The 12,175-nt window shown below is 56.3% G+C and carries 15 protein-coding genes and 1 tRNA gene; 10 read left to right on the top strand and 6 right to left on the bottom strand.

Annotation, left to right across the window (positions count from 1 at the left end):
* Positions 1-51: 51 nt before the first annotated feature.
* Genes CEC48_RS29435 through CEC48_RS29425 form a run of 3 tightly spaced genes read right to left on the bottom strand, consistent with a single transcriptional unit; the run spans position 52 to position 1,989 of the window.
* The gene (locus CEC48_RS29435; protein ID WP_088427028.1) at positions 52-522 is read right to left on the bottom strand and encodes a hypothetical protein; all 471 of its coding nucleotides are present in this window, start codon (positions 520-522) and stop codon (positions 52-54) included.
* 9 nt (positions 523-531) lie between these two features.
* Positions 532-810 carry a colicin E3-like toxin immunity protein gene (locus CEC48_RS29430; RefSeq protein ID WP_088427027.1) on the bottom strand — a complete coding sequence of 93 codons (279 nt, stop codon included), beginning with the start codon at positions 808-810 and terminating at the stop codon, positions 532-534.
* 15 nt (positions 811-825) lie between these two features.
* Positions 826-1,989 carry an S-type pyocin domain-containing protein gene (locus tag CEC48_RS29425; RefSeq protein WP_088427026.1) on the bottom strand — a complete coding sequence of 388 codons (1,164 nt, stop codon included), beginning with the start codon at positions 1,987-1,989 and terminating at the stop codon, positions 826-828.
* Positions 1,990-2,429: 440 nt separating this feature from the next.
* Between CEC48_RS29425 and CEC48_RS29415 the strand changes: the two genes are divergently transcribed.
* The 3 genes from CEC48_RS29415 to CEC48_RS29405 all read left to right on the top strand — a co-directional run bounded on the left by CEC48_RS29415 (position 2,430) and on the right by CEC48_RS29405 (position 3,993).
* On the top strand, positions 2,430-2,942 hold the full coding sequence (locus CEC48_RS29415; RefSeq protein WP_088427024.1) for a type VI secretion system amidase effector protein Tae4: 513 nt from the start codon (positions 2,430-2,432) through the stop codon (positions 2,940-2,942).
* The gene (locus CEC48_RS29410) at positions 2,939-3,175 is read left to right on the top strand and encodes a hypothetical protein (protein ID WP_088427023.1); all 237 of its coding nucleotides are present in this window, start codon (positions 2,939-2,941) and stop codon (positions 3,173-3,175) included. The genes CEC48_RS29415 and CEC48_RS29410 overlap by 4 nt, the downstream gene beginning before the upstream one ends.
* A 530-nt stretch (positions 3,176-3,705) precedes the next feature.
* Complete coding sequence (locus CEC48_RS29405; protein WP_088427022.1) at positions 3,706-3,993, top strand: DUF3077 domain-containing protein; 288 nt, start codon at positions 3,706-3,708, stop codon at positions 3,991-3,993.
* 151 nt (positions 3,994-4,144) lie between these two features.
* Here the strand turns inward: CEC48_RS29405 and CEC48_RS29400 are convergent, their stop codons facing one another.
* Positions 4,145-4,513: a PH domain-containing protein gene (locus CEC48_RS29400; protein WP_088427021.1), complete on the bottom strand. Its 369-nt coding sequence runs from the start codon at positions 4,511-4,513 to the stop codon at positions 4,145-4,147.
* A 146-nt stretch (positions 4,514-4,659) separates the two neighbouring features.
* Here CEC48_RS29400 and CEC48_RS29395 point away from each other — a divergent pair, with 146 nt between their 5' ends.
* On the top strand, positions 4,660-5,295 hold the full coding sequence (locus tag CEC48_RS29395; protein ID WP_088427020.1) for a LysE family translocator: 636 nt from the start codon (positions 4,660-4,662) through the stop codon (positions 5,293-5,295).
* A gap of 8 nt (positions 5,296-5,303) precedes the next feature.
* Here the strand turns inward: CEC48_RS29395 and CEC48_RS29390 are convergent, their stop codons facing one another.
* Both CEC48_RS29390 and CEC48_RS29385 read right to left on the bottom strand, forming a co-directional pair.
* The gene (locus tag CEC48_RS29390) at positions 5,304-5,633 is read right to left on the bottom strand and encodes a hypothetical protein (RefSeq protein ID WP_088427019.1); all 330 of its coding nucleotides are present in this window, start codon (positions 5,631-5,633) and stop codon (positions 5,304-5,306) included.
* 94 nt (positions 5,634-5,727) lie between these two features.
* Positions 5,728-5,812 (bottom strand) — tRNA-Leu (locus CEC48_RS29385).
* Between the two features lie 108 nt (positions 5,813-5,920).
* Between CEC48_RS29385 and queA the strand changes: the two genes are divergently transcribed.
* From queA to CEC48_RS29355, 6 genes are all read left to right on the top strand, one after another.
* Entirely contained in the window at positions 5,921-6,985 is a 1,065-nt protein-coding gene (gene queA, locus CEC48_RS29380) for a tRNA preQ1(34) S-adenosylmethionine ribosyltransferase-isomerase QueA (protein ID WP_088427018.1), read from the top strand.
* Between the two features lie 5 nt (positions 6,986-6,990).
* Positions 6,991-8,106, top strand: coding sequence for a tRNA guanosine(34) transglycosylase Tgt (gene tgt / locus CEC48_RS29375; RefSeq protein WP_010176873.1), 1,116 nt, complete (start codon positions 6,991-6,993; stop codon positions 8,104-8,106).
* Positions 8,107-8,149: 43 nt separating this feature from the next.
* Positions 8,150-8,488, top strand: coding sequence for a preprotein translocase subunit YajC (gene yajC, locus CEC48_RS29370; RefSeq protein ID WP_076017553.1), 339 nt, complete (start codon positions 8,150-8,152; stop codon positions 8,486-8,488).
* A gap of 62 nt (positions 8,489-8,550) precedes the next feature.
* Positions 8,551-10,422, top strand: coding sequence for a protein translocase subunit SecD (secD, locus tag CEC48_RS29365; protein ID WP_088427017.1), 1,872 nt, complete (start codon positions 8,551-8,553; stop codon positions 10,420-10,422).
* Positions 10,423-10,431: 9 nt separating this feature from the next.
* Entirely contained in the window at positions 10,432-11,346 is a 915-nt protein-coding gene (secF, locus tag CEC48_RS29360; protein WP_088427016.1) for a protein translocase subunit SecF, read from the top strand.
* A 123-nt stretch (positions 11,347-11,469) separates the two neighbouring features.
* Positions 11,470-12,018 carry a glycine zipper 2TM domain-containing protein gene (locus CEC48_RS29355; protein ID WP_088427015.1) on the top strand — a complete coding sequence of 183 codons (549 nt, stop codon included), beginning with the start codon at positions 11,470-11,472 and terminating at the stop codon, positions 12,016-12,018.
* The last annotated feature ends 157 nt before the right edge of the window (positions 12,019-12,175 follow it).

The following is a 12,175-nucleotide window of genomic DNA, read 5'->3' as shown; positions in this document are numbered from 1 at the left end:
GGTTGGAGCTGTATAACCGGGAGGTGGGTGGGTTGTGTGCGCGGTTGAGTTTTAGCTCCTGTGGGGTGGAACCGGTGGGAATACCACACCGTTGAAGGTGTGGGTGCAGCAGTTGCAAAACGGCTTCATGAACGCGGGTGTCAATTGCGGGTTAACCTTTTGTAGCAAGCCCGCCTCGTCGACGTATAAGCCGCTGTAATAGGTGGACTCGTCCGTTCGTACGTACTCGCTTTTTTCGCTTTCGTGTAGGGCCACCATCCAGAACACGGGATCCGGGCGGTCCAGGCGGGCGTTGGCTTCGCTGAAAATCGCATCCCATTGGTGGCCGACCTTGGACAGAAGAAACCGGAATAGTGGCGTGTAATCGAAGCCGTGCCGGTGATGGCTGTGCATTGATCCACGGCTGAGCATGGAATTCTTTTCGCTTTTACTATGGCGTTGTTGCCTGTAGGTGCGGCAACTGCCGTGACGCACGTTGTGCGTGCGGGTGTTGACTGAGCGGTAGAGAGGGGGCTTTTTCATTGGATTCCTTTATGGTTTCTTGGAGGATTGGGGCGGCCATGTGCCTTGGTAGCTGAAAGAGATTTGGTAATCGAAGTTCACGGGTTCAATTACGTGCTGGAAATGCGGTTGGATAGTCGCTATCCAGCTTGGGCGAACGTTGAACACGTCCGCATATATCGCCGTTTCTTGACTCAACCCTAGCGTTTCAAAAAAGCTCTCCGCGTCATCAACATCTGCCGAGTATTCATCTGCCTTCACGTAATTGCTTTGCTTGTCGTACCAACGCAATCTGACTTTCATAACCATGATGTGTTTTCCACTTTATCTGTATATGCGGCGTTCGGGTTTGGCTCGACCTCGACGTTCGCCGGTGTATGGATCGAAGGCGCCGAGGTGGACAAGGTCACTGTTCCGATAGACTTCTAATTCGCCTTTCTTGGAATCCCACTCAAATATTTTCCTCCCTTTGGCATCTATCCAGCGCTCGCGTAAGCCGCTACCGCCTTTCCTCGGTGTCACGGGTCTTTGGTCTATCAGACCTGGAAAGCCAGTTATGTCTGCAGCGTTGGGGGCCGGGAAATAATCATGGTCCGGGTTTTTAAGCCCCTTTCGTGGCTCGTTAACCACCACATACAGCGGCCGAACCCCCGACTCCACCGGAAACACCAGAATAAAATCCCGATACTCCGGCGGATAAATCGGATTCACCAGAATCTGCTTTGCAGCCTCCGTCGGCGGATAAATCCACATCACCGGAGCTTGCGGTGCAGCCTCCAATGCCGGAATGCCAAGGGTGTCGCCAGGATCAATGGCCGGCGTCCAAATCAGCTCAACTCCCTCGCCAAGATCCGCCACGAACTGACTGTCACGACTCTGAAACTGCACCACATCGATCATCTGCCAGTCGGCATTGTTACCGGTGTAAAACCCATACCCCTTGAGCGTCCCGTCGGCTTGTTGCTCGATGTGCAAACGCATCCGCGAGCGGGCTTTTTGCAGGTTACGAAGCTGCTCTTCGTTATAGAGCGCACTGTCGCCAAGCTCCGACGGCCAGGCCAGCGCCACCAGCCCTGCAAGCAAACTCCCAGCTGCGGCACCGACCGCCGCAGCCGCGGATTCCAATACCGCTGTGCGCAATACAAGCTGGCCAAGCCCCACGGGTAGGGCACTACCGCTGATTTTCCTGAGGGAAACGCCGCCGTGGCTGTCCACCTCCCGCCCGCCTAACAGCGTGAAGTGGCCGTAGTCCTTGATCAGCTCAAGCGGCACATAGCCGGTGGGGTTGTTGTAGCTGATGATCCCGTCGGGCAGCTGGCACGACTTGGCGAACACATGGCCTGGAATTTTCGTGGGTTCAGCCGTGATGACGGGAGGCGCTTCATACAAATCAATGAACGGTGAATACGGAATCTGCTTAGGCTGCGGAGTCAGAATTCTCCGCTTCAGCTGCTCTTCTTCGGTAATTGGATACGCGCGCTCTGTCATGACGACTCACTTCCCTGTGCAAGGAAGCGAGCCTATGAGAGCGGAGAGGAACCTGAAATTCTCGTTGTTCGATGGGAGGTGTGGGAAAAGTCACTGGATCAACAGCGACATGGGGAAGAGGGCGTCTAGGCGGGGCTTGCTTAAATTGCTATCCGTTTAGCGGCTCGTGCCCCATGGAGGTTTCTGCTCTGACGCTGATTGCTCGTCCGGCCGCAGATCGTCTTTCAACCCTTTCAAAATTTGTCTCTCATTGCCCTGAGATGCTTCAGCATCGGTCGGCAGGGCGGTCGGGAGAAGAGCCGTCTTGTATTCTTCATCCTGCAATCTATGCTTTTGCGGTTGTAGGGCCGTTCTGGTTTTCATCGCATTGCCGGCGCCGCCTCCATCGAATGTAAGTCTATTGCTACGGTCGCGTAGAAAAGACGCCAGGGAAAAGCGGAATGCTCAGATTCGACGCGTTATGGAAAAAACATCCAGAAATTTTTGGAGATGCTGCTCCGTGTAGAACCAATGGCGCCAAAAATTTCAGCGATCAATGCGCTATAAATCTTGGTGTGGCTTTGCGAAGAGCGGGGGCCGATCTCGGTAAATTGAAAGGTGTGCGCTATTGCTGGCAACATCCAAAAGATGAGGGGCATGTGCTGGCGGCGGAGGAGATGGCCAAGGCGCTGAGCAAGGCGAATATCCCTGGTTTGCAACCTATGCGAAAGATAAAGCCCGAAGGCTTTGAAGATGCTTTGGCGGGGCAACAGGGCATCATATTTTTTAAGGATTTCTGGCGCCGGGGAAACGAAACCTTCGGCAACCGTAGCGGCGATCATATCGACCTATGGAATGGCAGAAGGCTGACGGACTGGCTGAGCTACCCGCGTATTCAACTGGGGTTCTCGATTGAGGGGACGTTCTCGGACTATCACGAGTCCAGGGAAATCTGGTTTTGGAAGGTTATATGAGCGTCGTCAAAGGCGGGCTGGTTGTCATTTTTATTGTTGTGTTGGCGTTGGGGGTGTTCAACGGTTTGTTCGTGGCTATTTCTGCGTATTTTGGGCCGTTTTATGAAGGGGATGCGGACCAGAGTCGTAATTTTGCGATCTGGTTGATGGGGAATGTTGGTGTTTTTGCCGTTTCGACTGTTGCGGGAGTGATTTGGTGTTGCAGGCATAGGCGAGGGAGCGAGGTCGACTGACCGTTCTAGCTGCATCTGACATATATAAATCCGTTCGGCAGCGCGGCTAATTGCAACTCGATGTATTAAGCAGTTATTTCGGTTTTTTCAAAACTTGCATGTCACTTGTATTTCTGAAATTAAGGAACGTTCCAGCGATTTTCTTAGGGCTGCGCTGTGGACACTTCTCGTCACAAGGCGTTGCTTTGCTTGCCCCTACTTACACGCTAGTTTCTCACCCGTCGTTGTTAACTCAGCGACCGGGCCTGGAAACCCGTGGAACAATAGCGCACAGATGCCACTATTTATCACGATTACTGGTGTTTTTATGCCAGCATCTCCGTGTTATGGCGGCTGTGCGCGGGAGACCTTCGGGTCTGCCGGGTTCCTATTGTCCCGGTTTTCCAGCCTGCGCATAGCTGCCACCCATTCGCCTGGAAACGAAAGTGGCGGCTTCACTCTACATTAGGGGTTAAGCCAATGATTGTTTCTGTCTGTTCGTACATCTGCTGTTCTGCAAGCACCACCTGGCTTCGTAACGGAGGTGTCCAATGATCAACCCGCCTCTCAACAAAACCCTCGGTGTCATCACCTTTTCCACCTGCGGCGCTTCGCCGGATTTCCATCATCTTTTCCGCGTTAATTCAGGCGTGGCTATTCGCGATGCCTTGGAGCACGCTTCTGTCTTGCTTCACTGTTCAAAGATGTTGGCGCTGGATGCAGCCATGGAGAAGGGCGCCGATCGCTATGCGTGGGCGTCGCATTATTTGGGGGAGATGGCTAAGGCGGTGGTGGATGATTTGGCGAATGGGATGTTGCCGAATGGGGCGGTTGAGTAGGTAGGTGGTTTTGCAGGGTGTGGGAGGACGCCATCGCAGGCAAGCCAGCTCCCACATGTGATTGAGTCCATCCAGGAATACTTTTCCTTAGGCGAAAAAAAGGCCTCGTTATTCGAGGTCTTTTTTTAGGCGTTTGAGGGCTTCGGCTGGCTCAAAGCACATGCTTGGAAATCAACTTCGATATCTCAACAATCGACGTCTTCCCCGTGAACTCAAACTTCACTTTCCCCACCGCCGAAAAGTAAATTTCCAGTTCCGAATCCAGATCAAACGTCCCGGACGTTTCCACCGAATACGCGACGATATTTTTGTACGGCAGGGACGTGAAGTCTTTCTTGCTGCCCGTAATCCCTTGCACGTTCACCGCGATGATGCGCTTGGTGGTGAACACTACGCCGTCGCGCATGGCCTTGTAGGAATCGATGACCTGCTCATCATCCAGCAGCAATGACGATACGCGTTCGGCGTATTCGTTGTTTTGTTTGAGTTTGAAGAAGCCTTTGTTGTTGAAGTCGATCATTTGCCTTTCCTTGGGTGAGTGGTGCGGTAAACGCCCGCGCCGGTGTATGACGTTTTGCTCGCGGATCTGTATCTAACGGCCTTCAATTTATCGCCCTACCATGGCGCCCAACAACGCCGACCGAACAAAACTCAAGGAGCTACACCATGCCCGAACTGTCCAGCCTGCTTGCCTATGGCCTGATCTCTCTCGGCATGGTGCTGACGCCTGGCCCGAACATGATTTACCTCATTTCGCGGTCGATCTGCCAGGGGCGAATGGCCGGGTTGATTTCCCTGGGCGGCGTTGCGTTGGGTTTTGTCGTCTATATGTTCTGCGCGGCATTGGGTATTACGGCGTTGGTGATGGCGGTTCCCTATGCCTACGACGCGCTGCGGCTCGGCGGGGCGCTGTATCTGGTGTACCTGGCCTGGCAGGCGGTGAAGCCGGGTGGCAGGTCGCCGTTCCAGGTTCGGGACTTGCCCAAGGACAGCCCGCGCAAGCTGTTCATGATGGGCTTTGTCACCAACCTGCTGAATCCCAAAGTGGCGGTGATGTATTTGTCGTTGCTGCCTCAGTTTATCGACCCAAACGGCCACGCCAGCGTTCTCTCGCAATCACTGGTACTGGGCTTTACGCAGATCATGATCAGCGTGAGCGTCAACGCGCTGATCGCTCTTATGGCGGGATCAATTGCGGGATTTTTCATCCGTAAACCCGTCTGGCAAACCGTGCAGCGCTGGCTGATGGGCTCCGTACTGATGGGCCTGGCGGTACGCATGGCGGTCGAAGGACGGCGGTAAGTAGCGCGTTACAGGATGGCTTTCAGGTAATCCCTGAGTGCGTTGAGCGGGGCATTGAGTGCTTCCAGTGTCGTCGCTTGGAGCACATCCACCGCAAGCCGTTGCAGCTCGCGGCCCATCACGGTATTTGCACCGCCCAGGGATTCGAGGGCCAACACCAGGCACTCGTCGATCTTTTGCTGGATAGCGCTCACATCGCCCTTGCGCACCAGCAAGCCAAACACTTCCCGCTCATAGCCGTCCATGACCAAGTCGTCCCGCAGAATCGGGCTCGCGCCTTCGGTCTCATGCACCAGCTTGAGCGCAAAAAGCGCAACAGCTTCCAGCGTCAGTTCCATGGTCAAGGTTCCTCTTCTCTCGCATTCGCCGGCCCATCATCACTTTCCTGCAGGCGAAAAAAAAGACCTTGAATTTCAAGGTCTTTTTTTAAGATGGTGCCCCGAGGGAGACTCGAACTCCCACTCCTTTCGAAAACGGATTTTGAATCCGCCGCGTCTACCAATTCCGCCATCAGGGCTCAATGGCGGCGAAGTATAGAGATGAGATTACCGTTGGTCAATCACGTTTCATGGTCAATTTTCACTATTTCCGCTAGACTTCCCGGCCCTGCTAGACGAACCCCATCATGCGCGTTGCTGACTTTACTTTTGAGCTCCCTGATTCGCTGATCGCTCGCCACCCTTTGGCCGAGCGTCGCGCCAGTCGACTGCTGACCCTGGACGGGGTCAGCGGTGCCCTCGCACACCGTCAATTCACTGATTTGCTTGAGCATTTGCGCCCGGGCGATTTGATGGTTTTCAACAATACCCGGGTGATTCCGGCACGGCTGTTTGGCCATAAAGCGTCCGGCGGCAAGCTGGAAATTCTGGTGGAGCGGGTGCTGGACAGCCATCGCGTGCTGGCCCATGTGCGCTCCAGCAAGTCGCCGAAACCGGGTTCGAAGATCCTCATCGATGGCGGTGGCGAAGCTGAAATGCTGGCCCGTCACGATGCGCTGTTCGAGTTGGGCTTTGCCGAGGAAGTGTTGCCACTGCTGGAGCGTGTCGGCCACATGCCGTTGCCTCCTTATATAGACCGCCCCGACGAAGACTCGGACCGCGAGCGCTATCAGACGGTGTATTCCGAGCGCCTGGGTGCGGTGGCGGCGCCCACGGCGGGGCTGCATTTCGATCAGCCGCTGCTGGAGGCGATTGCCGCCAAGGGCATCGAATCGGCCTTTGTGACCCTGCACGTGGGGGCCGGCACGTTTCAGCCGGTGCGTGTGGATAACATCGAAGACCATCACATGCACAGCGAATGGCTGGAAGTCAGCCAGGCAGTGGTGGACGCGGTCAATGCGTGCAAGGCGCGCGGCGGGCGTGTGGTGGCGGTCGGTACGACCAGCGTGCGTTCGCTGGAGAGTGCGGCGCGTGATGGCGTGCTCAAGCCGTTCAGTGGCGACACCGATATCTTTATCTACCCGGGCCGGCCGTTTCATGTGGTCGACGCCCTGGTGACCAATTTCCATTTGCCGGAATCCACGCTGTTGATGCTGGTGTCGGCGTTCGCAGGTTATCCCGAAGCCATGGCCGCCTATAAAGCCGCCATCGAGCATGGATACCGTTTTTTCAGCTACGGTGATGCGATGTTTATCACCCGCAATCCGGCGCCGACTGCCCCTAAAGAAGCGGGCCCAGAGGAAACCTTATGAGTCGTATGTCGTTTGAATTACTGGCTACCGATGGCAAGGCCCGTCGTGGTCGTCTTACTTTTCCACGTGGCACGGTAGAAACGCCTGCCTTCATGCCGGTCGGTACCTACGGCACCGTAAAAGGCATGCTGCCACGGGATATCGTCGCCACCGGCGCCGAGATCATCCTGGGCAACACCTTCCACCTGTGGCTGCGCCCGGGCACCGAAGTGATCAAGAAGCACGGCGACCTGCATGACTTCATGCAGTGGAAAGGCCCGATCCTGACCGACTCCGGCGGTTTCCAGGTGTTCAGCCTGGGCGCCATGCGCAAGATCAAGGAGGAGGGCGTGACCTTCGCCTCCCCGGTCGACGGCGCCAAGGTGTTCATGGGCCCGGAAGAGTCGATGCAGGTCCAGCGGGACCTGGGCTCCGACATTGTGATGATTTTTGACGAATGCACGCCGTACCCGGCCGATGAAGACGTGGCACGGGTGTCGATGGAGCTGTCGTTGCGTTGGGCCCAGCGTTCGAAGAATGCCCATGGCGATAACACCGCTGCACTGTTCGGTATCGTGCAGGGCGGCATGCATGAAAGCTTGCGCAAGCGCTCGCTCGAAGGCCTGGACAAGATCGGCTTTGACGGCCTTGCCATCGGCGGTCTGTCGGTGGGCGAGCCCAAGCACGAGATGATCAAGGTGCTGGACTACCTGCCGGGCCTGATGCCTGCTGACAAACCTCGTTACCTTATGGGCGTTGGCAAACCGGAAGATCTCGTAGAGGGTGTGCGCCGCGGTGTGGACATGTTCGATTGCGTGATGCCAACCCGTAATGCCCGCAATGGGCATCTGTTCATCGATACAGGCGTGCTGAAGATCCGTAACGCGTTCCATCGCCATGATGAATCGCCGCTGGATCCTACCTGTGACTGCTACACCTGCCAGAACTTCTCGCGTGCTTATCTGCACCATCTGGACAAGTGTGGGGAAATGCTGGGTAGCATGTTGAATACCATCCACAATTTGCGTCACTACCAAGTCCTGATGGCTGGTTTGCGCGAGGCTATTCAACAGGGTACATTGGCCGCCTTCGTCGATGCCTTCTATGCCAAGCGCGGGCTACCCGTGCCGCCCTTGGACTGAGTTTTCCGACCCTAAGATTCACTATTTGCAACTGGAGTGCTAAATGAGCTTTTTTATCTCTAATGCCATGGCTGATGCCGCTGCACCGGCCGCTGCCGGCCCGTTGGGCGGTGGTTTTGAGTGGATTTTCCTGGTCGGCTTCCTGGTCATCTTCTACCTGATGATCTGGCGTCCACAGGCCAAGCGCGCCAAAGAGCAGAAGAACCTGCTGGGCAGCTTGCAGAAAGGCGACGAAGTCGTGACCACTGGCGGCATCGCCGGCAAAATCACTAAAGTGTCTGACGCTTTCGTGGTTCTGGAAGTCTCCGACACCGTAGAAATGAAGTTCCAGAAGGGCGCCATCGCCGCCACGCTGCCAAAAGGCACGCTCAAAGCGATCTAAGTTCCAACCTTTACCAATCGACGGGGCGCGCAAGGCGCCCCGCGTTATAAGCGGGCGGCGTGATGCTGAACAAATACCCTCTGTGGAAATACGTACTGATCCTGGCGGTGCTGGCGATCGGTTTTATTTATTCCGCTCCCAATCTCTATCCTGATGACCCGGCGATCCAGATCACTGGCGCCAGCACTGCGTTGCAAGTCAATCAGGCTGATCTGGACCGTGCGAGCAAAGCGCTCACCGACGCGGGTATCCAGGTTAAAGCGGCAACCTTGGCTGCTGATGCGAAGGGCGGCTTGTTGCGTCTGACCAAGCAAGAAGACCAATTGCCGGCCAAAGATGTTGTGCGCAAGATCATGGGTGATGACTACGTCGTCGCGCTGAACCTGGCACAAACCACGCCGAAATGGCTGCGCGCGATTGGCGCACACCCGATGAAGCTGGGCCTGGACTTGTCCGGTGGTGTGCACTTCCTGCTGGAAGTGGACATGGACAAAGCCCTCGACGCTCGCCTGAAAGTCTACGAAGGCGATGTGAAGAGCCTGCTGCGTAAAGAGAAGCTGCGTTATCGCAGCCTGCCGCAGCTCAACGGCGCCATCCAGCTGGGCTTTGCTGATGAAGCAACCCGCGAACAGGCCCGTGCGCTGATCCGCAAGAACTTCAACGATTTCGACATTGTTCCGGCCGACCTCAATGGTCAGGCGGTACTGCGTCTGGCGATGACCCCGGCCAAGCTGGCGGAAATCCGTGAATACTCCATCAAGCAGAACTTGACCACGGTACGTAACCGCGTCAACGAGCTGGGTGTGGCCGAGCCGATCGTGCAACGTCAGGGTGCCAACCGCATCGTGGTTGAACTGCCGGGCGTGCAGGACACTGCTGAAGCCAAGCGTATCCTGGGTAAAACAGCCAACCTGGAATTCCGTTTGGCTGCTGAGCCGGGTGCTACCCGCGCTACTGCCGAGGAGTTCGAGTTCCGTGAAGGCAATCGTCCTCCAGCGTTGATCGAGCGTGGCTTGATCATTACCGGTGACCAGGTAACTGATGCCAAGGCTGGTTTCGACTCGCAGCACGGTTCTCCTGAAGTGAACATCCGTCTGGATGGCCACGGCGGCGAACTGATGAGCCGCGCAACCCGCAGCAACGTCGGTCGCAGCATGGCGGTGATCTTCATCGAACAGCGTCCTGTCACCACCTACACCAAGCAAGTGGTCGACGGCGTAGAGAAAGACGTACCGGTACAGACCTTTAAAGAAGAGAAGAAGATCATCAGCCTGGCGACTATCCAGTCGCCGCTGGGTGCTCAATTTCGCATCACCGGCCTGAACGGCCAGGGTGAGTCGTCCGAACTGGCGCTGCTGCTGCGTGCCGGTGGCCTGGCGGCCCCGATGTACTTCGCTGAAGAACGTACCATCGGCCCGAGCCTGGGTGCGGACAACATCACCAAGGGTATCGACGCTGCGCTGTGGGGCATGCTGTTCGTTTCCCTGTTCATCATCGCCATCTACCGCTTCTTCGGCATCATCGCTACCGTCGCGCTGGCAGGTAACATGGTGATGCTGCTGGCCTTGATGTCGCTGCTGGGTGCAACGCTGACCCTGCCAGGTATCGCCGGTATCGTACTTACCATGGGTATGGCGGTAGACGCCAACGTACTGATCTTCTCGCGGATTCGTGAAGAGATCGCTGCGGGCATGACCGTGCAACGGGCAATCAACGAAGGCTTCGGCCGGGCATTTACCGCGATTCTCGACTCCAACCTGACCACTCTGTTGGTCGGCGGGATTCTCTTTGCCATGGGCACAGGCCCAGTCAAAGGTTTTGCGGTGACCATGTCCCTCGGTATCTTTACCTCGATGTTCACGGCCATCATGGTGACCCGCGCAATGGTCAACCTGATCTTTGGCGGACGTGACTTCAAGAAGTTGTGGATTTAAGGGGCTGCCATGTTACGTACAATCAACTTCATGGGCGTTCGCAACATTGCGTTCGGCTTCACCATGGTGCTTACCGTTCTGGCGTTGTTCAGCTGGTTCCATAAGGGCTTGAACTACGGCCTGGACTTCACCGGCGGTACGCTCATCGAGCTGACCTACCAGAAGCCGGCCGACGTTAGCCTGGTGCGCAACGAACTGGTCAAGGCTGGCTATCACGAAGCCATCGTGCAGAGCTTTGGTGCTACCACTGACCTGCTGGTGCGTATGCCAGGCGAAGACCCGCAACTGGGTCACCAGGTAGCCGAGGCCTTGCAGAAGGTCGGCGGCGACAACCCGGCGTCGGTCAAGCGCGTCGAGTTCGTGGGCCCGCAGGTGGGTGAAGAGCTGCGCGACCAGGGCGGCCTCGGCATGCTGATGGCGCTGGCCGGCATCATGATCTACCTGGCTTTCCGCTTTCAGTGGAAGTTCGGTGTCGGCGCCATTGTGTCGCTGATCCACGACGTGATCGTGACCGTGGGTATCCTGGCCTACTTCCAGATCACCTTCGACCTGACCGTGTTGGCGGCAGTGCTGGCAATCATTGGTTACTCCCTTAACGACACCATCGTGGTATTCGACCGGGTTCGTGAGAACTTCCGGGTACTGCGCAAGGCGACGTTGATCGAGAACATCAATATTTCCACCACCCAGACCTTGCTGCGCACCATGGCGACCTCGATCTCCACGTTGCTGGCGATTGCCGCACTGATGGTGTTCGGTGGCGACAACTTGTGGGGCTTCTCGCTGTCGCTGTTCATCGGCGTACTGGCGGGTACCTACTCGTCGATCTACATCGCCAACGTGGTACTGATCTGGCTGAACCTCAACAGCGAAGACTTGATCCCTCCTGCCAGCACCGGCAAGGAGGTCGACGACCGCCCTTGATGGGTGTTTGTTGATCAGCTGTTACAAAGAAGGCGCGAGTATTGAACTCGCGCCTTTTTTTTTGCTCCAAGGCTGGGTATAGCGCGGATCGTTCGGTCCGTTTGTGATGGTCAGGAGGTTCACGTGAACAAGTCGTTACTGGTTGGTGCGGTATTGGGTGCTGTCGGTGTGACTGCCGGGGGTGCTGTTGCCACCTACAGCCTGGTAAAAAGCGGCCCTGAGTATGCGCAAGTGCTGGCGGTGCAGCCGGTGAAAACCCAGATTAAAACCCCGCGTGAAGTCTGCAAGGATGTTGCCGTAACCCGGCAGAAGCCTGTGGAAGATCAGCATCAGATCATCGGTACGGTGGTAGGTGCGTTGGCGGGTGGCCTGCTGGGCAATCAGGTCGGTGGCGGTAATGGCAAGAAGCTGGCCACGGTGGCCGGTGCGGTTGGTGGTGGTTATGCCGGTAACAAGGTTCAGGAAGGCATGCAGAACCGCGATACCTACTCCACCACTCAAACTCGTTGTAACACCGTTAACGACATCAGCGACAAGGTTGTCGGGTACGACGTGCGTTACACCCTGGACGGCAAGGAAGGCTCCGTGCGCATGGATCGTGATCCAGGCAACCAGATCCCTGTCGACAAGGAAGGGCGCCTGGTTATCGGTCAGAACCAGCCGCAGCAGTAATTTCAGATATAAAAAAAGCACCCCGAGGGGTAATGCCGATCAGTTAAGCCCTCTTGCTTGACCTTTGGCCGCAAGAAATCAAAATCCGATGCCTGTATTGGCATCGGATTTTTTTATGCGTCTCGCTCGGGCACTGGAACTGACTCACAACATCGCC

Origin of the sequence: Pseudomonas sp. K2I15 (assembly GCF_002204795.1) — a bacterium.
Taxonomy (GTDB): domain Bacteria; phylum Pseudomonadota; class Gammaproteobacteria; order Pseudomonadales; family Pseudomonadaceae; genus Aquipseudomonas.
This window is presented reverse-complemented; position numbering and strand designations above follow the sequence as displayed.

Coding starts and splice junctions, on each gene's coding strand:
- CEC48_RS29435 (WP_088427028.1), bottom strand. CDS start 522: ATGAAAAAGCCCCCTCTCTACCGCTCAGTCAACACCCGCACGCACAAC.
- CEC48_RS29430 (WP_088427027.1), bottom strand. CDS start 810: ATGGTTATGAAAGTCAGATTGCGTTGGTACGACAAGCAAAGCAATTAC.
- CEC48_RS29425 (WP_088427026.1), bottom strand. CDS start 1,989: ATGACAGAGCGCGCGTATCCAATTACCGAAGAAGAGCAGCTGAAGCGG.
- CEC48_RS29415 (WP_088427024.1), top strand. CDS start 2,430: ATGCTCAGATTCGACGCGTTATGGAAAAAACATCCAGAAATTTTTGGA.
- CEC48_RS29410 (WP_088427023.1), top strand. CDS start 2,939: ATGAGCGTCGTCAAAGGCGGGCTGGTTGTCATTTTTATTGTTGTGTTG.
- CEC48_RS29405 (WP_088427022.1), top strand. CDS start 3,706: ATGATCAACCCGCCTCTCAACAAAACCCTCGGTGTCATCACCTTTTCC.
- CEC48_RS29400 (WP_088427021.1), bottom strand. CDS start 4,513: ATGATCGACTTCAACAACAAAGGCTTCTTCAAACTCAAACAAAACAAC.
- CEC48_RS29395 (WP_088427020.1), top strand. CDS start 4,660: ATGCCCGAACTGTCCAGCCTGCTTGCCTATGGCCTGATCTCTCTCGGC.
- CEC48_RS29390 (WP_088427019.1), bottom strand. CDS start 5,633: ATGGAACTGACGCTGGAAGCTGTTGCGCTTTTTGCGCTCAAGCTGGTG.
- queA (WP_088427018.1), top strand. CDS start 5,921: ATGCGCGTTGCTGACTTTACTTTTGAGCTCCCTGATTCGCTGATCGCT.
- tgt (WP_010176873.1), top strand. CDS start 6,991: ATGTCGTTTGAATTACTGGCTACCGATGGCAAGGCCCGTCGTGGTCGT.
- yajC (WP_076017553.1), top strand. CDS start 8,150: ATGAGCTTTTTTATCTCTAATGCCATGGCTGATGCCGCTGCACCGGCC.
- secD (WP_088427017.1), top strand. CDS start 8,551: ATGCTGAACAAATACCCTCTGTGGAAATACGTACTGATCCTGGCGGTG.
- secF (WP_088427016.1), top strand. CDS start 10,432: ATGTTACGTACAATCAACTTCATGGGCGTTCGCAACATTGCGTTCGGC.